Origin of the sequence: Streptomyces sp. NPDC053542, assembly GCF_044544685.1 — a bacterium.
GTDB lineage: Bacteria > Actinomycetota > Actinomycetes > Streptomycetales > Streptomycetaceae > Streptomyces.
On the sequence record NZ_JBITXL010000006.1, the window covers coordinates 271,526 to 290,397 of the forward strand.

The 18,872-nt window shown below is 71.4% G+C and carries 14 protein-coding genes; 7 read left to right on the forward strand and 7 right to left on the reverse strand.

What is annotated here, in order from left to right; all coding sequences use genetic code 11:
* The first annotated feature begins 222 nt into the window (after window positions 1–222).
* The 4 genes from ACIGXO_RS19035 (at window position 223) to ACIGXO_RS19050 (ending at window position 5,049) form a co-directional block, all read left to right on the forward strand.
* Window positions 223–1,089 (forward strand): helix-turn-helix domain-containing protein, encoded by an 867-nt coding sequence (locus ACIGXO_RS19035; RefSeq protein ID WP_399787762.1) that lies wholly within the window; start codon window positions 223–225, stop codon window positions 1,087–1,089.
* Window positions 1,090–1,279: 190 nt separating this feature from the next.
* Window positions 1,280–1,489: a DUF397 domain-containing protein gene (locus ACIGXO_RS19040; RefSeq protein WP_399787765.1), complete on the forward strand. Its 210-nt coding sequence runs from the start codon at window positions 1,280–1,282 to the stop codon at window positions 1,487–1,489.
* A 366-nt stretch (window positions 1,490–1,855) separates the two neighbouring features.
* Window positions 1,856–3,124, forward strand: coding sequence for a PLP-dependent aminotransferase family protein (locus ACIGXO_RS19045; protein WP_399787767.1), 1,269 nt, complete (start codon window positions 1,856–1,858; stop codon window positions 3,122–3,124).
* Between the two features lie 371 nt (window positions 3,125–3,495).
* Window positions 3,496–5,049 (forward strand): sodium:solute symporter family protein, encoded by a 1,554-nt coding sequence (locus ACIGXO_RS19050; protein ID WP_399787770.1) that lies wholly within the window; start codon window positions 3,496–3,498, stop codon window positions 5,047–5,049.
* A 116-nt stretch (window positions 5,050–5,165) separates the two neighbouring features.
* On the opposite strand, the gene ACIGXO_RS19055 is transcribed toward ACIGXO_RS19050, so the two are convergent.
* The gene (locus ACIGXO_RS19055; RefSeq protein ID WP_399787774.1) at window positions 5,166–6,287 is read right to left on the reverse strand and encodes an ADP-ribosylglycohydrolase family protein; all 1,122 of its coding nucleotides are present in this window, start codon (window positions 6,285–6,287) and stop codon (window positions 5,166–5,168) included.
* Between the two features lie 235 nt (window positions 6,288–6,522).
* On the opposite strand from ACIGXO_RS19055, the gene ACIGXO_RS19060 reads away from it, so the two are divergent.
* On the forward strand, window positions 6,523–6,780 hold the full coding sequence (locus ACIGXO_RS19060) for a hypothetical protein (protein ID WP_399787777.1): 258 nt from the start codon (window positions 6,523–6,525) through the stop codon (window positions 6,778–6,780).
* Window positions 6,781–6,854: 74 nt separating this feature from the next.
* Here the strand turns inward: ACIGXO_RS19060 and ACIGXO_RS19065 are convergent, their stop codons facing one another.
* Window positions 6,855–9,509 (reverse strand): bifunctional FO biosynthesis protein CofGH, encoded by a 2,655-nt coding sequence (locus tag ACIGXO_RS19065; RefSeq protein WP_399787780.1) that lies wholly within the window; start codon window positions 9,507–9,509, stop codon window positions 6,855–6,857.
* Between the two features lie 158 nt (window positions 9,510–9,667).
* Window positions 9,668–10,492 (reverse strand): TIGR03619 family F420-dependent LLM class oxidoreductase, encoded by an 825-nt coding sequence (locus ACIGXO_RS19070; RefSeq protein WP_399787783.1) that lies wholly within the window; start codon window positions 10,490–10,492, stop codon window positions 9,668–9,670.
* Window positions 10,493–10,588: 96 nt separating this feature from the next.
* Here ACIGXO_RS19070 and ACIGXO_RS19075 point away from each other — a divergent pair, with 96 nt between their 5' ends.
* Together ACIGXO_RS19075 and ACIGXO_RS19080 are read left to right on the forward strand one after the other, a co-directional pair.
* Window positions 10,589–10,951, forward strand: coding sequence for a hypothetical protein (locus ACIGXO_RS19075; RefSeq protein WP_399787786.1), 363 nt, complete (start codon window positions 10,589–10,591; stop codon window positions 10,949–10,951).
* A 109-nt stretch (window positions 10,952–11,060) separates the two neighbouring features.
* On the forward strand, window positions 11,061–12,575 hold the full coding sequence (locus ACIGXO_RS19080) for a CehA/McbA family metallohydrolase (protein ID WP_399787789.1): 1,515 nt from the start codon (window positions 11,061–11,063) through the stop codon (window positions 12,573–12,575).
* Between the two features lie 65 nt (window positions 12,576–12,640).
* On the opposite strand, the gene ACIGXO_RS19085 is transcribed toward ACIGXO_RS19080, so the two are convergent.
* The 4 genes from ACIGXO_RS19085 to ACIGXO_RS19100 form a co-directional block, all read right to left on the reverse strand.
* Window positions 12,641–14,209, reverse strand: coding sequence for an APC family permease (locus ACIGXO_RS19085; protein WP_399787792.1), 1,569 nt, complete (start codon window positions 14,207–14,209; stop codon window positions 12,641–12,643).
* Window positions 14,210–14,479: 270 nt separating this feature from the next.
* On the reverse strand, window positions 14,480–15,967 hold the full coding sequence (locus ACIGXO_RS19090) for an aldehyde dehydrogenase family protein (protein WP_399787795.1): 1,488 nt from the start codon (window positions 15,965–15,967) through the stop codon (window positions 14,480–14,482).
* A complete protein-coding gene (locus ACIGXO_RS19095) occupies window positions 15,964–17,703 on the reverse strand; it encodes an amidohydrolase family protein (protein ID WP_399787798.1) in 1,740 nt (579 codons plus the stop codon). Before ACIGXO_RS19095 ends, ACIGXO_RS19090 begins: the two co-directional genes overlap by 4 nt.
* A gap of 31 nt (window positions 17,704–17,734) precedes the next feature.
* Window positions 17,735–18,859 carry an LLM class flavin-dependent oxidoreductase gene (locus tag ACIGXO_RS19100; protein WP_399787801.1) on the reverse strand — a complete coding sequence of 375 codons (1,125 nt, stop codon included), beginning with the start codon at window positions 18,857–18,859 and terminating at the stop codon, window positions 17,735–17,737.
* Between the last annotated feature and the right edge of the window lie 13 nt (window positions 18,860–18,872).

Consider the following 18,872-nt stretch of genomic DNA (forward strand, 5'->3'; position numbering starts at 1 on the left):
TCCCCGTACACGCCCCTCGTGCACGCCCGCGTACACGTCTCCGTACGCGCTCCCGGTATCCGCCCGTACGTCGCAGCGAGCGCCGTCCGGCCCCGCGCATCCCGTAGGGCGTCTCGTACCCGTGCCCACCTTGTCCGGCCATTTCCCAGCGCGGCGCCGACCGGTGGTGGCAATCTGCTGAACAGGAAAAAACAGCAGTCCGGAGCCGGAGGTGCACGTCCCGTGGCGTCCAATGTGAATCCCACCGTCAGGCGACGCCGGTTGGGCCAGGAGCTGCGCAGGCTCCGGGAGCTCAAGGGCATGACCGCGGAGGAGGTCGCGGAGCGGCTGCTGGTCTCGCAATCGAAGATCAGCAGGCTCGAGAACGGCCGCCGCAGCATCAGCCAGCGCGACGTCCGAGACCTCTGCGGGGTGTACGAAGTCGAGGATCACCGCATCGTCGATTCGCTGATGCAGATGGCGAAGGATTCGCGCCAGCAGGGCTGGTGGCACGCCTTCGGCGACATCCCGTACAGCGTCTACATCGGCCTGGAGACCGAGGCCGCCTCGCTGCGGGTGTACGAATCGCTGCTCGTGCCGGGTCTGCTGCAGACGCCCGGTTACGCGGAGGCGGTGATCCCGGGGACCGTCCCGGAGCTGGCGCCGGACCAGCTGGAGAAGCGCATCCAGGTGCGCATGCGGCGCCAGGAGCGGGTCAGCGATCCGCACAACCCGCTGCGTCTGTGGGTCGTGCTGGACGAGAGCGCGCTGCGCCGCGTCGTCGGCAGCCACCTCATCATGCGCGAGCAGCTGGAACACCTCGTGGAGATCAGCAAGCTGCCGCACGTGACGGTCCAGGTGCTGCCGTACGACACGGGCGCGCACGCCGGGATGTCCGGCACGTTCTCGATCCTGGAGTTCGACGACGCGGCCGACTCCAGCGTGGTCTACATCGAGGGCGTCACGAGCGACCTGTACCTGGAGAAGACCAACGACGTGCACAAGTACACGATCATGTACGAGCATCTGCGGGCCCAGGCGCTCAACGCCGATCAGAGCCGGGAGTTCATCGCCGAGGCCGCCAAGCAGCACGCCGACAGCACGCGTTGAACAGCACGTGTTGAGGCCCTCCGGAAAGGAAGCGGGCACGGTACACCTGCGCTGGTTTCCCTGAAAAGAGATCAAGGAATATGCCATACGAATGAGTGACACCACTCTGGCGTCGGTGATGTTGGCGCGTAGCGTCATGCATACCGAATCCGCGCCAAGTCGCGGCAACCCAGAGTGAGTCGGAGTAAACATGGCAACCCAGCCCAATTCCGCATTTTCCTGGACGAAGTCCTCGTACTCCGGTGGCAACGGCGCCTGCGTGGAGATCGCCGTCCCCACGACCGAGGCCATCGCAGTACGCGACTCCAAGGACCCCGACGGTCCCCGCCTCACGTTCGACACCGCCGCCTGGAGCACGTTCGTGGCGGAGGTCGGCGCCGGTACGTACGACGTGGCCTGAGCGGCCCGTCGTCCAGCCCCTCAGAAGTCCGCATTCCGCACTCGGATCCGCACCACCGCACAACTGCACAGCCCCACAACTGCACAACGTCACCACTCCATTGCCTCACCACACCGCACCACCGCAACGAGCCCTCTCGACTGGATCGCCGTCCCGGCCGAGGGGGCTCGGCCTTCCCGCCCGTCCGGTGGCACGCCTCCCCCGACGCCGCCCCACCCGGAGGGAGTTGGAGCCGCAGAGGCACCCAGGAGTGCCCACAATGCGGATATCTGTGCGAGCGGCACGTCCGGAGACATAAGCTCCGTGCTCTCTGCAGCTAACGCCGGTTAACGGCGAGCGCGAGACGAGCGATTGGAGCCAGCCACCATGCCCGGAGCCGCATCCGCCACTGCCACGACCGCCTCCACGGCCGTATCCCAGGCCACTGGCGCCGAATTCGCCGCCGGTTCCGTAACCACGGCGCCCGTGCCCGGGCTCGCCGGGCGGGCGTCGCGCACCGGGGCCTCGCCCGTGCGGGAGATCCTGGCGCTGACCGCCCGGCCCGAGGTCATCTCGTTCGCCGGCGGGCTGCCGGCGCCGGAGCTGTTCGACGCGGACGGCATCGCCGACGCCTTCCGGCACGTACTGGCGGACCGTCCGCAGCAGGTGCTGCAGTACTCGACCACCGAGGGCGACCCGGCGCTGCGCGGGATCGTCGCCGAGCGGGCGACCGCGCGCGGCCTGGCCACCGCCCCGGACGACCTGCTGGTCACCACCGGCTCGCAGCAGGGCCTCACCCTGCTGGCGACCGCGCTGCTGGAGCCGGGCGACACGGTCGTGGTGGAGGCGCCCTGTTACCTCGCGGCCCTGCAGATCTTCTCGTTCGCGGGCGCCCGGGTGGTGTCCGTGCCGTGCGACGACGACGGGCTGGACCCCGAGGCGCTGGACGAGATCGTCGCGCAGGAGCGGCCGAAGCTGCTGTACACGGTGCCGACGTTCCAGAACCCGTCCGGGCGCACGCTGCCCGCCGAGCGCCGCGCCGCGATCGGCGCGGTGGCGGCGCGCCGCGGGCTGTGGATCGTGGAGGACGACCCCTACGGCGAGCTGCGCTTCGAGGGCGAGCCGGTGCCGTGGGTGGCGACCTTCCCGGGCGCCGAGGACCGTACGGCGCTGCTCGGCTCGTTCTCCAAGATCATGGCGCCGGGGCTGCGGCTGGGCTGGCTGCGCGCGCCCGCCGCGCTGCGGCGCGCCTGCGTGATCGCCAAGCAGGCCGCCGACCTGCACACCTCGACCGTCGACCAGGCGGCCACGGCGCACTACCTGGCGCACGCCGACCTGGCCGCGCACCTGGGCCGGGTGCGGGTCGCGTACCGCGAGCGGCGGGACGCGCTGCTCGCGGGGCTGGGCGACGCGCTCCCGGAGGGCTCGCGCTGGAACCGTCCCACGGGCGGCATGTTCGTGTGGGCGCAGCTGCCGGCCGGGTACGACGCGGCGGAGCTGCTGCCGTCGGTGATCGAGCACGACGTCGCGTACGTCCCGGGGGCGCCGTTCTTCGCGGGGGAGGCCGACGCGGCGACCATGCGGCTGTCCTTCGTGACGCACTCTCCGGAGGAGATCCGGGAAGGTCTGGGGCGGCTGGGCGCGGCCCTTCGCTGACCCCCTTCCGTATGCGGCCCGCTGTACGGACCCTCGTGTGACTCCGTATACGGCCTCCCCTCCTGCACCGCACGGGATCCCGCTCCCGTGTGGTGCTTTTTTCTGTGCGGATTTGCTGAGTTGAGCCTGGCGAAGTGTCCGCTCATGGTGCGGGCGCCGTCGCGGGCACGACAACGAGGCGAGTGGTCAAGAGAGAGTAAAATCGTTCGATTAGGTGACTGGAGTTCACATCCATGACCTACGAACCCCCTTGACCAGCCACCGTGCCAACGGTTCAATCCCCGAAGTCCCCACTCCCGCACGGGGGCGCCGCCGAGGCGAAGTGCGTTTGCGTTCTTGCACGTTCACAAGGCGGACCCCTTGGAGGGGGCATGAACGGTCTCGACTGGACTGTGCTCATCGGATACTTCGGCGTCATGGTCGCCATCGGCGTGTGGTCGCACAAACGCGTCGACGACGTGAGCGACTTCTTCACCGCGGGCGGCCGGATGCCCTGGTGGCTGTCCGGCATCTCGCACCACATGTCCGGGTACAGCGCCGTGATGTTCACCGGGTACGCGGGCATTTCCTACCAGTACGGCATCACCTCGTACGTCACCTGGTCCTTCCCCATCGCGATCGGCATCGCCATCGGGGCGCAGCTCTTCGCGCCCCGGCTGAACCGGCTGCGGTCCCGGCTGCACGTCGCCTCGCCGCTGGAGTACCTGAAGAACCGTTACAACCTGTCCACTCAGCAGGCGCTCGCCTGGTCCGGCGTGCTGCTGAAGATCGTGGACGTGGGCGCCAAGTGGGCCGCGATCGCGACCCTGTTGTCCGTCTTCACCGGGGTGTCGCTCAACCAGGGCATCCTGATCACGGGCGTGGTCACGGCCGTGTACTGCACGGTCGGCGGGCTGTGGGCGGACGCCCTCACCGAGCTGGGGCAGTTCGTGATCCAGCTGCTGGCGGGCCTGGCGATGCTGGTGACCGTGCTGTCCGAACTGGGCGGGGTCAGCGCGCTGTGGACGGTGTGGGACCGGCTGCCGGCCACCCACACCCAGCCGACGGTCGGCCCGTACACGCTGACGTTCCTGCTCGCGTACCTGTTCATCAAGACCTTCGAGTACAGCGGCGGGATGTGGAACCAGGCGCAGCGCTACATGGCCACCGGCAGCGCCCGTGAGGCGAAGCGGTCGGCGCGGCTGTCGGCCGTGCTGTGGTTCGTCTGGCCGGCGGTGCTGTTCTTCCCGATGTGGGTCGCGCCGCTGCTCGTGAAGGCGGAGAAGCCGGACGCGTCGGACTCGTACGCGCTGCTTACCGAACGGCTGCTGCCGCACGGGCTGCTGGGGCTGGTCATCGTGGGCTTCTTCTCGCACACGATGGCGATGTGCTCCTCGGACGCCAACGCGATTTCGGCGGTGTTCACGCGGGACATCGCGCCGGCCGTCTCGGCGAAGGCACGCAGTTGGTCGCACCGGGCGGGCCTGGTGGCCGCGCGGCTGTCCACGCTGGCCTTCCTCGGCCTGTCGATGGCGATCGCGACGCAGGTCGACTCGCCGGCCTTCGCCGGCATCATCTCCGTGGTGATCAAGTGGGTGGCCGGGCTGGTCGGGCCGATCTCGATCCCGTTCCTGCTGGGCATGCTGCCGGTCTTCCGCCGGTCGGGGCCGGTCGCGGCGCTGGTGTCCTGGGCGGCGGGCCTGTTCGCCTTCTGGCTGACGAACTACGGGATCGCCGGGCTCTCGCTGCAGATCCAGATCGTCGCGCCGGTCGCCGTCTCGCTCGTCCTCTTCGTACTGATCGGGCTGGTCAAGCCGGAGGACACCCCGGAGCGGGACGCGGTACTGGCCCGGATCAACTCCGACGGGGACGACGACGGTCCCGGTGCGGCGGCACTGGCCGTACCCGGGCAAGCCGCTCCGCAGGACCTGAAGAAGCCGGTGTAGCCGCCGCGTCCGTGGGGGGCAGCGCTGTCTCCGTGAGGGCAGCGCTGTGCCTCTGGGGGGCGTCGCTGTGCCCGTAGGGGCAGCGCTGCCTTACGGGCACGGCGGCGCTACGGGGCTCACGCCCTCGGGTACCGCGCCAGCCACCCCGGTGCCGAGTTGCCGGGTCCGTGGAGCGCGGGGCCCTGGGTCATCTCCATGGCGAAGTCGTCGGCGAGCTGGAGGACGGTGGCGCGGCCCTCCAGCTCGACCAGCCAGACCGGCGGCAGCGCCGTCTCCCCGTGCAGCGTGCCGAGCAGGTTGCCGCACATCGCGCCGGTGAGGTCGGAGGCGCCGCTGTGGTTGACCGCGAGCAGCAGGCCGTGCCGGATGTCCTCGGCGACCAGCGCGCAGTACACGGCGATGGCCAGCGCGCCGGCGGCGTGTCCGGCCTCGCCCAGCGCCTCGACCCGGGCGGGGGTCGGCATGCCCTGCCGTACGGCGCCCAGCGCCCGCTTGAGCGCGTCGGTGGTCTCGTCGTGGCCGGGACGGGTGGCCAGGTGCGCCAGCGCCTTCTGGACGGCGCTGTCGAGGTCCTCGCCGCGGGCGAGGGAGTGGGTGATGACGGCGAGCGCGCCGGCCGCGAGGTAGCCCGTGGGGTGGCCGTGGGTCTGCGCCGCGCACTCCACGGCGAGTTGGAAGACCAGCTGCGGCTCCCAGCCGACCAGCAGCCCGAAGGGGGCCGAGCGCATCACCGCGCCGCCTCCGTTGGCCTGCGGGTTGCGGGGCGCGTCCAGGGTGCCCATGACGCCGTCACCGAGGCCGGTGAGGCACTCGCGGGCCGGGTCGCGGCGGGCGTACAGCCACTCCTCGCGGGCCAGCCAGCCGTCGTCGGTACGGCGCTCGTCCGGGCCCCAGTCGTGCTGCGTGACGGCCCAGCGCCGGTAGGCGCGGTACAGGTCGGTGGGCGGGTGCCAGGCGCCGGTGTCGCGGCGCACCTGGGCCCGTATGAGGCCGTCGACGGTGAAGAGGGTGAGCTGGGTGGCGTCCGTGATGGCGCCGCGGTGGCCGAAGACCACCGCGTAGTCCGTGAGCCCCTCAGTGCCGTGTGCCTGGCGGAGGGCGTCGAGCGAAGCGTGCGCGGCGCCCGCACCGAGCGCGTCACCGATCGCCCCGCCCAGCAGGCAGCCGCGTACCCGGCTGCGGAAGTCCTGCTGCTCGGCGCGGCCCCAGATGGCGTTCCCGCCGCCCGCTGCGCTCACTGTGTCCCTCCTGGCACTGTGCCCTCCTGGACCCGTGCTGCCGCTCCCGACGCCCTTCTGACGCTCGCTGACGCAGGGCACTGTAATCGACAGGGTTTCGGCCACTAGTGGGCAGGAAGGGAATGCGAAGAGGCGCCCAGGAGGCGGCTTTTGATCGTTACCGGAACTTTCCGGTCACCTGGGCAATATCGGCCCAGGAGTCATCCTCCGCCCCTGGTGTGGGCATGCTCCGTCCATGTCCGAGTACGAGTGGGACCGCACGACCATGGCCGTCGTCGCGTGCGCGCTGGCCGGGGACAGCGAGGGGGCGGTGGAGCTGCTGCGCCCGCTCCCCCAGCGCGACACCTGCCATATCGCCGTACGGCTCGCGGCGATGACCGCCGACGCGCTCATCACCGCGGCGGAGGACGCCGGCGGCGACCGGGCCGAGGCCCTCGCCCGCTGGCAGCAGTGCATCCTCCAGCACGAGACGGAGCACAGCGGGGAGGGATGAGAACGAGCCACCGGGGGCCTCCGGAGACGCCCCGGAGCCCCTCCAAGGCCCGCAGGCCCTGGAGGCCCCGTGCGCTACTCCAGTACCGGCAGCAGCTCCGGCAGGTGTCCGTCGGAGCGGAGCGCCGCCTCCTGGCGCTCCTCGGACACCGGCCCGTACGTGGTCGTACGGGCCCGGGCCGGGCGCCCGGCCGCCTCGGCGATGGCGACCAGGTCGCGCACCGACCGGTAGGAGCCGTAGCTCGACCCGGCCATCCGGGAGATCGTCTCCTCCATGAGCGTGCCGCCCAGGTCGTTGGCGCCCGAGCGCAGCATCTCGGCCGCGCCCTCGGTGCCGAGCTTGACCCAGCTGGTCTGGATGTTCGGGATGTACGGGTGCAGCAGCAGCCGCGCCATCGCGGTCACCGCACGGTTGTCGCGCGAGGTGGGCCCCGGCCGGGCGATGCCGGCGAGATAAACCGGCGCGTTGGTGTGGATGAACGGCAGGGTCACGAACTCCGTGAAGCCCTCGACCTTCTTGTCCAGCGCGGACCGCTGGATGTCGGCCAGCAGCCGCAGGTGGCCCAGCCAGTGCCGCGGCTGGTCCACGTGCCCGTACATCATCGTCGAGGACGAGCGGATGCCCAGTTCGTGCGCCGTCTTGATGACCTCGACCCAGGTGGCGGTGGGCAGCTTCCCCTTGGTCAGCACCCAGCGCACCTCGTCGTCGAGGATCTCGGCGGCCGTACCGGGGATGGTGTCCAGCCCCGCCTCCCTGGCGGCGGTCAGCCACTCACGGATGGACATCCCCGTACGGGTCGCGCCGTTGACGACCTCCATGGGCGAGTACGCGTGGACGTGCATCCCCGGGACGCGCTCCTTCACCGCCCGCGCGATATCGAAGTACGCGGTACCGGGCAGGTCGGGGTGGATGCCGCCCTGCATGCACACCTCGGTGGCGCCCACCTCCCACGCCTGCTGCGCGCGGTCGGCCACCTGGTCCAGCGAGAGGGTGTACGCGTCGGCGTCCGTACGGCGCTGCGCGAAGGCGCAGAACCGGCAGCCGGTGTAGCAGACGTTGGTGAAGTTGATGTTGCGCGTGACGATGTACGTGACGTCGTCGCCGACCGTGGCCTTCCGCAGGTCGTCGGCGATGCCGCAGAGCGCGTCCAGGGCCGGCCCGTCGGCGTGCAGCAGGGCCAGCGCCTCGTCGTCCGTGAGCTTGGTCGGATCGTCGGCCGCCTGCTTCAGGGCGGCCCGTACGTCGGTGTCGATGCGCTGGGGCACCATCCCGGGGGCCGCGGCCTCACGGAGCGCCTCCCAGTCGCCGTACACCTCGTCGAAGTCGTTCCGGCGGTCGCCGGTGCGGCCCTCGGTGTCGATGGTGCGGTGCAGGTCCGTCCGGCCCGAGCCGTGCAGCGAGAACTCCTCGTCCGGCTCCTGCCAGGGGTGCCCCTCGACCACCGCGTCCTCGCGCGCGAGGCCCGTCTCGGGGTCGGCCAGCGCCCGGACGTGCGGCAGCAGCCGCGGGTCCAGCCAGGGCTCACCGCGCTGCACGAACTCCGGGTAGACGGCGAGGCGTTCCTTGAGCGCGAAGCCGCTCTCCGCCGACCGCGCGGCCAGCTCCTCGATCTGGGGCCAGGGGCGCTCGGGGTTGACGTGGTCCGGGGTGAGCGGCGAGACGCCGCCCCAGTCGTCGATGCCGGCCCCGATGAGCCGCCCGTACTCCGCGTCCACGAGGTTGGGCGGCGCCTGAAGGCACGCGGACGGCCCCATGATGTGCCGCGCGACGGCCACGGTGGCGACCAGGTCGTCCAGCTCCGCGTCCGGCATGCCGCGCATCGCGGTGTCCGGCTTGGCGCGGAAGTTCTGGATGATCAGCTCCTGGATGCCGTGGTACGCACGGGAGACGCGGCGCAGCGCGAACAGCGACTCCGCGCGCTCCTCGTACGTCTCCCCGATGCCGATCAGCAGTCCGCTGGTGAAGGGCACGGAGCTGCGCCCGGCGTCCTCCAGGACGCGCAGCCGTACAGCGGGCTCCTTGTCGGGCGAGCCGTAGTGCGGATTGCCGGGCTCGCTCCACAGGCGCTCGGAGGTGGTCTCCAGCATCATGCCCATGGAGGGCGCGACCGGCTTGAGCCGCTGGAAGTCCGTCCAGGACATGACGCCCGGGTTCAGGTGCGGCAGCAGCCCGGTCTCCTCCAGGATGCGGATCGCCATCGCGCGCACGTAGGCGAGCGTGTCGTCGTACCCCTCGGCCGCCAGCCACTCGCGCGCCTCGGGCCAGCGGTCCTCGGGCTTGTCCCCGAGGGTGATCAGGGCCTCCTTGCAGCCCAGTTCGGCACCCCGGCGGGCGATGTCCAGTACCTCGTCCGGGGACATGAACATCCCGTGCCCGTCACGGCGCAGCTTGCCGGGCACGGTGGCGAAGGTGCAGTAGTGGCACTTGTCGCGGCACAGACGGGTGAGCGGGATGAAGACGCTCTTGGAGTACGTGATGACGCCGGGGCGGCCCGCGGCGTCGAGCCCCGCGTCCCGTACCCGCGCGGCGGAGGCACACAGATCGTCCAGGTCCTCGCCGCGCGCCTGGAGGAGGACGGCCGCCTCGGCCACGTCCAGCGCCACGCCGTCCCGCGCGCGCTTCAGCGCCCGGCGCATGGCGTTCGCGGTCGGCGCGGAGCGCCGGTTTCCCTGCGGGGGCTGCTCGGGTCCCTGCGGCAGTTGCTCGGATCCCTGCGGGCTGGAAGTCATCCTCCGAGCATACGAGCGGGTGCCAGGGCGGCCGACGGGCCACGGAGACCGTTTTGTGTGCGGATGATCACGCCATACGGAGGTTCCCTCCGACTACCGTCCGGGCAGACATCCGGGGCACCTCTGCACCGTTTGGGCGCCTTCGCGCCACTCCCGCCTCACAGGTACTCCGCGTACGCGTCCAGCGCCCGCAGCACCTCGCCCTCGCCCGCCGCCGGCAGCTGGACCACCACCTCGTCGATGCCCAGCTCCTGAAAGTGCGCCAGCTTCCCGGCCGAGGGGCGCACGCCGTACGGGACGACCACCGGCTCCCCCTCGCGCCCGGCCTCGGCCCACACCCGGTGCAGCTCCGGCAGCGCCTCCGTGAGCCCCCGCCCGCCGATCGGCAGCCAGCCGTCCGCGTACTCCGCCGCGTGCGCGAAGAGCGTGGGCCCGGCCCCGCCGCCCACCAGGATGCGCGGCGCGCCCTTCGCCGGCTTCGGGTGCGCATGGCTCGCCCGTACGGAGCCGAACGGCCCCTCGTACGCGGTCGGTTCGTCCGCCCACAGCGCGCGCATCAGCGCGATCCGGTCCCGGGCGAGCGCCCGCCGCGAGGACCACTCCACGCCGTGGTCGGCGGCCTCCTCCACGTTCCAGCCGAAGCCGACGCCGAGCGTGAACCGGCCGCCGGAGAGGAAGTCCAGCGTGGCGACCTGCTTCGCGAGGCCGATCGGGTCGTGCTGGGCGACCAGCGTGATGCCCGTGCCGAGCGCCAGCCGTTCGGTGACGGCCGCGGCCTGGCCGAGCGCGACGAACGGATCGAGGGTGCGGCCGTACTCGCGCGGCAGCGGCTCGCCCATCGGCGCCGGGGTGTCGCGGGAGGCCGGGATGTGGGTGTGCTCGGGCAGATACAGCCCGGCGAACCCGCGCTGTTCCAGCTCGCGGGCCAGCCGCACCGGCCGGATCGTCTCGTCGGTGAGGAAGATCGTGGTGCTGATTCGCATCCGTAACACCTCCGTGCAAGGCGGGCACTCGCATGGCGCACGGTCACCGTATGCCCTACCGTGCGAGGCCGATCACATACGTACGGGGGATTTCATATGCGTGCCACACCTGCACGGAACACGGGCGCACGGAAGACGGTCGCGCGGAACGCGCTGGCCACGATGGCGCTGATCGGCGCGGTCGTCGCGGCGCCCACGGCGGCGTACGCGGCCCCGGCACTCACGGGCGGCTCGCACGGCAGCAGTAGCAGCAGTGGCGGATCGAGTTCCGGTGGCGTGTCCAAGTCCGGTTCCAAGGGCAGCAGCTCCGGCGGCTACCACTCCTCCGGCAGCTGGAGCGGCTCGCACAGCTCCGGCCACGGCGGCTCGGTGCCCTACTGGTGGGTGATCGCCCTCATCGTCGGCGGAGGCGGCCTCGTCTGGCATTTCGTCCGCGGCCGCGCCCGCAGCGGCGACTGACCGCCCGCCCGCGGCCACTCACCCGCCCGCACCCGTTCCCCTCACCGTCACAGCGGCGTACAACGGTGTCGCGCGTTAAAGCGATGACGTCCGGAGGCAGGGGGCACGGATGGAGCGGCGTGACGTACTGAGGCTGACGGCTGTCGCGGGGGCCGCGGGCGTGCTTACGCTCGATACCGTGAACTTCGCCGGCGCAGCGGACCGCCCGGACGGGGACGGCTCCCGCCGGGAGGAGACCCGTACGGTGCGGGGCCACCTGCCCACGGGCGCCCCCGACTACGTGTACCTCCCCGTCGACGTCCCGGACGGCGTGCGCGAACTCGCCGTCTCCTACACGTACGACAAGCCGGCCGTCCCCGCGGGGACCAACGGGAACGCCTGCGACATCGGGCTCTTCGACCAGCGCGGCACCACCCCGGGCGGGTCCGGCTTCCGCGGCTGGTCCGGCGGCGCCCGCACGGAGTTCTTCGTGCGGGCCGACGACGCGACGCCCGGCTATCTTCCAGGGCCTGTCGGGCCAGGCATCTGGCACATCGCGCTCGGCCCGTACACCGTCGCCCCGCAGGGGATGGACTACGAGGTCACCGTCACCCTGCGGTACGGCGCGCCCGGCGAGGCTCCGAAGCCGGTGTACCCGCCGCAGCGGGCCAAGGGCCGCGGCCGCGCCTGGTACCGCGGCGACAGCCACCTCCACAGCATCCACTCCGACGGCAAGCGCACCCCTGCCGAGATCGCCGCGCTGGCCCGCGCCGCGGGCCTGGACTTCCTCACCACCACCGAGCACAACACCACTTCCGCGCACCGCGCCTGGGAGGGCCTGTGGGGCGACGACCTCCTGATCCTCACCGGCGAGGAGATCACCACCCGTAACGGGCACGTCGTGGCGATGGGCACGGACCCCGGCGTCTTCATCGACTGGCGCTACCGCGCCCGCGACAACGCCTTCGGCCGGTACGCCCGCGCGATCCGCCGGGCCGGCGGCCTGGTCGTCCCCGCGCACCCGCACGCCACCTGCATCGGCTGCAACTGGAAGTTCGGGCTGAACGAGGCGGACGCGGTGGAGGTGTGGAACGGCCCGTACACGCCCGACGACGAGGTCACGCTCGCCGAGTGGGACAACACCCTCGTCGCCCATGCGCAGGGCCGCGGCGACTGGCTCCCCGCCGTCGGCCACAGCGACGCGCACCGCGACCCGGATGTCGTCGGCCTCCCGCAGACGGTCGTCCTCGCCGACGATCTCTCCCGGCAGGCCATCCAGTCCGGCATCCGGGCGGGCCGGGTGTGGATCGCGGAGTCCGCGGAGGTGGCGCTCGCGTTCTCGGTCACCGGCGGGCGCGGCGAGCACGCGGGCATCGGCGAGCGCCTCCGGGTGGACCGTGCGTCCCCGGTGACCGCCCGCCTGGAGGTGTCGGGCGCCCCCGGCTGCACGGTCCGCTTCGTGACCGATCAGGGGCTGCGGTACACGGCCGCGCTGCCCGCGTCCGGCGCCGGCACGGTCAGCTGGGTGACCACCCCCGACAACGCCGCGTACGTACGGGCCGAGGTCCGGCACCCGGCGACCACCGAGGGCCTGCCGGGCCCGATGGCGGCCCTCACCAATCCGGTGTTCCTCGGCCGGCCCTGACCGGCCCGGGAAGGCGCTACGGGGCCCCGGAGGGCCCCGTGCGCTCGGATCAGGTGTCCGTCCGGTCAGTCCTCGACGACCAGGGCCGGGGTGCTCCGGGTGAGCACCTCGCCCCGGAAGAACGCCGGGCTGCGGCGCTGCATGAGGAGCATGATGACCAGGCCCAGGACGAGGAGGCCGACGCCGATGACGAAGACCGAGCCGATGCCGAAGACGGAGCTGCCGGTGCCGTAGGCCGGGTCCCAGATGTCGATGAGGGTCTTCACGAAGACGCCGGTCAGGAGGAGGCCGCCGAGGAACGGGAAGACGCCCTTGAAGATCAGGTCGCGGGCGGAGTTCCGCAGGTCGGCGCGGAAGTACCAGGCGCAGGCGAAGGCCGTGATCGCGTAGTAGAAGCAGATCATGAGGCCGAGCGCGTAGATCGTGTCGACGAGGACGTTCTCGCTGAGGAAGGTCATCACGGCGTAGAAGACGCCGGTGGCGACGCCCGCCGCGATGGTGGCCCGGCCCGGCGACTGGAAGCGCGGGTGGATGCGGGCGAAGGAGGCGGGCAGCGCCTCGTACGTCGACATCGCCAGGACCGTGCGGGCGACCGGGATGAACGTGGTCTGCAGGGAGGCGGCGGCCGAGGCGAGCACGGCGACGAAGAGCAGCACGCCGAGGGCTGAGCCCATGACGGGCCCGGCGAGGGTCGCGAAGACGTTGTCGGAGGTGTCGGGGTTGCCCAGGCCCAGGCCCTTGGTGCCGACGCCGGAGAACATCTGCGCGGCCACCGCGGTGGTCAGGTACGAGCCGATGAGCACGACCATGGCCAGCATCGCGGCGCGGCCGGGGGTCTTCTCGCTGCCGGAGGTCTCCTCGTTCACGGTGAGGCAGGTGTCCCAGCCCCAGAACATGAAGATCGAGAGGGAGAGTCCCGCGGTGAAGGAGGCGAAGGACTTGACCTCGAAGGGGTTCAGCCAGGACCAGTGGAAGTCGATGGACCCGGCGAAGTCACCGGCCCGCGCCTTGCCGACCGCCATGGCGACGAAGACGACCAGGACGGCGAGCTGGAGGCCGACGAGCGCGTACTGCAGGCCCTTGGTGGTGGTCACGCCGCGGTAGCTGATCGCGGTGGCGATGGCGACGAAGGCCAGGCAGGTCAGGACGTGGACGGGTTTGTTGCCGTCCAGCGCCGCTATGGAGTCGCTGCCCGTGAGCTGTCCGAGGAGGAGGTAGAAGAAGGAGGTGGCGACGCCGGCGAGGTTCGAGAGCACGATGATCGTCGCGATCACCAGGCCCCAGCCGCACATCCACCCGACGCGCGGTCCGAACGCCTTCACCGTCCAGGTGAAGGAGGTACCGCAGTCCGGTACGGCCTTGTTGAGCTCGCGGTACGCGAAGGCGACCAGCAGCATCGGCAGGAAGCCCGCGAGGAAGACCGCGGGCATCTGGAGGCCGACCTCGCCGACGGTGGGGCCGAGGGTCGAGGTCAGGCAGTAGACGGGCCCGACGGTGGACACACCGATGACGGCACTGCCGAGCAGGCCGACGGAGTTGCCGCTGAGGCCCTTGCTGCGGGTGTCGCCCGATGCGTCGCCGTTGACGCTCGTCACCGTGTCTCCGGCCGGGGGCCGGGGGTCTACCTGAACCATGAACAGGACGTTAAGCCCTGCTGTATTCGTATCCGGATGATCGAACTCCGCCGCCTGAACCTTACTTATGAAGGGGAATCGGCGAACAAGCCTGTCATTAGACAGGCGTCAGGCCCGCGGCACCACACAACAGCAAGGTCCAATAGTTGAGATCCGAATTACGGGAACCGCAGCCGTGTCCGTTTTGTTGGGATTCAAAATTTTCCCTTGAGTGTCCGCTATCCGGACTCGACGCGCCGCCGTACGGATCACCTGGGGACCACCTACGGATCACCCCGGCCAGACGAGCGACTGGAGTTCGCCGTACGCGCGCAGGGCGTAGGAGCCGACGTCGCGGCCCACGCCGCTCTGTTTGAAGCCGCCGAAGGGGGCCTCCATGTTGCGGCCCACGGTGTTGATGCCGACGCCGCCCGCGCGCAGCCGGCGGGCGACCCGGAAGGCGCGGGCCACGTCGCCGGACCAGACGTAGTCGATCAGTCCGTACTCGCTGTCGTCGGCGAGCGCGATGCCTTCCTCCTCGTCGTCGAAGGGCAGGACGGAGACGACCGGGCCGAAGATCTCCTCGCGGACGACGCGCATATCGGGGGTGCAGTCGGCGAAGAGGGTGGGGGCGACGTACCAGCCGCGGTCGAGCGCCGGCCGCTCGCCGCCCGTGACCAGCCGGGCGCCTTCCTTGCGGCCGAGCGCGACGTACGCCTCGACGCGGTCGCGGTGGGCGGCGGAGATGAGCGGGCCGACGACCGTGTCCTTCGCGCGCGGGTCGCCGACCTTCAGGGCGCCCGCGTACCGCGCGAGCCCCTCGACCACCCGCTCGTACACGCCGCGCTGGGCGAGCACCCGGGTGGGCGCGGTGCAGATCTGGCCGCTGTAGAAGGAGAACGTGGTCCCGATGCCGGTGACGGCCGCCGCCAGGTCGGCGTCGTCGAAGACGAGCGCGGCGCCCTTTCCGCCCAGCTCCATAAGCTGGCGTTTCATGCCGCGGCCGCACGCCGCCGCGATGGCCCGGCCGACCGCCGTACTGCCGGTGAAGCTGACCATGTCGACGTCCGGCGCCTCGACCGCCGCCTCGCCCACTTCGGGGCGCGAGCCGGTCACCACGTTCACCACGCCCGGCGGCGCTCCGGCCTCGGCCAGCGCCTCCGCCATCCGGAAGACGGAGAGCGGGTCCTGTGGCGCGGGCTTGACCACGACGGTGTTGCCCATGGCGAGGGCGGGCGCGATCTTACCCGCCGGGTTGGCCCAAGGATTGTTGTAGGAGGTGATGCAGGTGACGACGCCGACCGGGCGGCGGACGGCGAGCGCGCCGAGGACGCCCGCCCTGCCCATCGGCCCGGCCTCGTTGATCTGTGGCGGCAGCGCCTCCTCGACCGGCTCCAGGGCGCCGCGCGCGTACCGCTCGAAGCGCGCGGCACCCACCGCGACCTGCATGCCGCGTGCGGTGGCGGTGGTGGCGCCGGACTCGGCGCGGGCCAGTTCGGCGTACGGCCCGGCGCGGTCCCGGATGATCTCCGCGGTACGGGCCAGGATGCGGGCGCGCTCCTCGGGGGCGGTGCGCGACCAGCCGTCGAACGCCTCGCGGGCCGCCGCTGCCGCCGCGTACACCTGTCCCTCACTCGCCTCGGGAGCGAGCCCCACGACCTCCTCGGTGGCCGGGTCGGTCACCTCGTAGTGGCCCAGCTCGGGGGCCACCCACCGGCCCCCGATGAACAGCCGCTCCCCGCGCGCCACCGAGTGCGCACCGTCACCGTCGCGCGTCACCGGGTGCTCACCGTCTCGGTGTCCCGCCCGGAGCGCAGCACGGTCCCCGGTACGGCGCCGGTCAGTGTGTCGTCGCGCAGCGTCTGCACGCCGTTGACGCGCACGCTCACCACGCCCAGCGCCCGCGAGTCGAGCCGGGGGCTGTCGCCGGGCAGGTCGTGGACGAGGGTGGCGGGCCCCGCGTCGATCCGTTCGGGGTCGAAGAGGACCAGGTCGGCGTGGTACCCCTCGGCGATCCGGCCGCGGTCGCGCAGCCCGAAGAGGCGCGCCGGGTCGTCGGTGAGCATCTTCACGGCCCGCTCCAGGCCGACGAGCCTGCGGCCGCGCAGGCAGTCGCCGAGGAAGCGGGTGGTGTACGGCGCGCCGCACATCCTGTCCAGGTGGGCGCCCGCGTCGGAGCCGCCGAGCAGGACGTCCTCGTGTTCCCAGGTCTCCCGGCGCAGTTCCCAGCTGGCGGGGTCGTTGTCGGTGGGCATGGGCCACAGGACGGTACGGAGGTCGTCTGCGGCGCAGATCTCGACCAGCGTGCGGAAGGGGTCCTGACCGCGCTCGGCGGCGATGTCGCGCACCACCCGCCCGGTGAGGCCCTCGTTCGCCGCCGAGTAGGTGTCGCCGATGACGTACCGGTCGAAGCGGGCCAGCCTCCGGAAGACGCCCGCCTCCTTGCTGTGCGCGCGGCGCAGCATTTCTTCGCGTACGGCCGGGTCGCGCAGCTTGGCGAGGCGTTCGGGCACGGGGAGGCCGAGGATCTCGCCCCAGCCGGGGATGAGGTTGAGGGCGCAGAAGGTGCCCAGGGACATGTTCATGGGGGTGAGGATGGGCATGGTGAGGGCGACGATCCGGCCGCCTTCCTTGCGGGCCCGTTCACTGGCGAGGAGCTGGCGCGGCACCCGTTCCGGTACGGCGGCGTCGATGGTGAGGACGTTCCAGTTCAGCGGCCGTCCGGCGGCCGCCGACATGGCCACGAACAGGTCGATCTCGGCGTCCGAGAACTGGTCGAGGCAGCCGGCGACGATGGCCTCCAGCTGGGTGCCCTCGTGGTCGGCGACCGCGCGGGAGAGGGCGAGCAGTTCGTCGGGGCCGGCGTGCCGGGAGGCGACGGGCGCCCCGTCGCCGTCGGAGTGGGAGGAGGACTGGGTGGTGGAGAGGCCCCAGGCGCCCGCGTCCATCGCCTCGTGGAAGAGGCGCAGCATGTCCTGGAGTTGCCCGGGAGTGGGCTGTCCGCCGATCGCGTCGGCGCCCATGACGTGGCGGCGCAGCGCGCAGTGGCCGACCATGAAGCCGGCGTTGACGGCGGTCCGCCCGTCCAGCGCGTCGAGGTACTCGCCGAAGGTGTGCCAGTTCCAGGGCGCGCCCTCCTCCAGCGCGACCAGGGACATGCCCTCGACCTTGCTCATCATCCGGCGGGTGTAGTCGGCGTCCCCGGGGCGGTCGGGGTGCAGTGGAGCGAGGGTGAAGCCGCAGTTGCCGCCCACGACCGTCGTCACGCCGTGGTGCATGGACGGGGTGGCGTACGGGTCCCAGAAGAGCTGCGCGTCGTAGTGCGTGTGCGGGTCGATGAAACCCGGTGCGAGGACGAGTCCTTCGGCGTCCTCGCTCGTCCGGGCCGGTTCGGCGACCGCGCCCGGTTCGGCGAGTACGGCGATGCGGCCGTCCCGGATGCCGACGTCCGCGGCGTACGAGGGCGCGCCCGTGCCGTCCACGACGGTCGCGCCCTTGATCAGGTGGTCGAGCATGGTGCCGGTACTCCTCTCGGACGTGGGGTGGTCAGCCGGCCGCCCGGCGGAAGCGCGTGGTGCGGTGCACGGGGTCCGTGTCGATCTTCGGGATGACGTGCTCGCCGATCAGCTCGATCGTGGTGAGGGTGTCCTCGCGGGAGACGCCGACGGGCAGGCCGAAGGAGAGCTGGTCGGCGCCGGCCTGCTCCCAGCGCTTGCACTGCCGCAGCACCTCGTCCGGGTCGCCGCAGATCATCAGCTCCTCGGCGATCAGCAGCTCGATGAGCTCCTCGGTGTACTCGGGGAGGAGCTCGGGCCACTCCGGTATGCCCTCGGGCCGCGGGAAGGTGTCGTGGTAGCGGAAGAGCAGGGACTGGAGGTAGTTGAGGCCGCCGTGCACGGCGATCTCGACGGCCTTCTGGTGCGTCTCGGCGCAGATCGCCGTGGAGGTCACCATCACGTTGTCGTTGACGAACGCGCCGACCGGCTCGGCGTCCTTGACCGCCGACTTGTAGGACTCCAGGACCCACTCCATGTCGGAGACCTTCTGCACGCTGAAGCCGAGGACGCCGAGGCCCTTCTTGGCGGCCATGGCGTACGAGGAGGGGGAGCCCGCCGCGTACCACATGGGCGGGTGGGCCTTCCCGTACGGCTTGGGCAGGACCTTGCGCGGCGGCAGCTCCCAGTGCTTGCCCTTGAAGCCCACGTACTCGTCCTGGAGCCACATCTTGGGGAACTCCGCGATGGTCTCTTCCCAGATCTCCTTGGTGTGGTTCATGTCGGTGACGCCCGGCATGAAGCCCAGGATCTCGTGGCTGCCGGCGCCCCGCCCGGAGCCGAACTCGAAGCGGCCGCCGGAGAGATGGTCGAGCATGGCGACCTTCTCGGCGACCTTGACGGGGTGGTTGACCGGGGCGAGCGGGTTGAAGATGCCGGAGCCGAGGTGGATGCGGTCGGTGGCGTGCGCGAGGTAGCCGAGGAAGACGTCGTTGGCGGAGAGGTGCGAGTACTCCTCCAGGAAGTGGTGCTCGGAGGCCCAGGCGTACTTGAAGCCGGAGCGGTCCGCCTGGATGACGTACTCGGTCTCCTCGATCAGCGCCTTGTGCTCCGCCTCGGGGTCGGCCTTGGCGCGCGCCGCCGGTACGTATCCCTGTACAAAGAGCCCGAATTCCAAGGGGTCTGCCCTC

Coding starts and splice junctions, on each gene's coding strand:
- ACIGXO_RS19040 (WP_399787765.1), top strand. CDS start 1,280: ATGGCAACCCAGCCCAATTCCGCATTTTCCTGGACGAAGTCCTCGTAC.
- ACIGXO_RS19045 (WP_399787767.1), top strand. CDS start 1,856: ATGCCCGGAGCCGCATCCGCCACTGCCACGACCGCCTCCACGGCCGTA.
- ACIGXO_RS19050 (WP_399787770.1), top strand. CDS start 3,496: ATGAACGGTCTCGACTGGACTGTGCTCATCGGATACTTCGGCGTCATG.
- ACIGXO_RS19060 (WP_399787777.1), top strand. CDS start 6,523: ATGTCCGAGTACGAGTGGGACCGCACGACCATGGCCGTCGTCGCGTGC.
- ACIGXO_RS19065 (WP_399787780.1), bottom strand. CDS start 9,509: ATGACTTCCAGCCCGCAGGGATCCGAGCAACTGCCGCAGGGACCCGAG.
- ACIGXO_RS19070 (WP_399787783.1), bottom strand. CDS start 10,492: ATGCGAATCAGCACCACGATCTTCCTCACCGACGAGACGATCCGGCCG.
- ACIGXO_RS19075 (WP_399787786.1), top strand. CDS start 10,589: ATGCGTGCCACACCTGCACGGAACACGGGCGCACGGAAGACGGTCGCG.
- ACIGXO_RS19080 (WP_399787789.1), top strand. CDS start 11,061: ATGGAGCGGCGTGACGTACTGAGGCTGACGGCTGTCGCGGGGGCCGCG.
- ACIGXO_RS19085 (WP_399787792.1), bottom strand. CDS start 14,209: ATGGTTCAGGTAGACCCCCGGCCCCCGGCCGGAGACACGGTGACGAGC.
- ACIGXO_RS19095 (WP_399787798.1), bottom strand. CDS start 17,703: ATGCTCGACCACCTGATCAAGGGCGCGACCGTCGTGGACGGCACGGGC.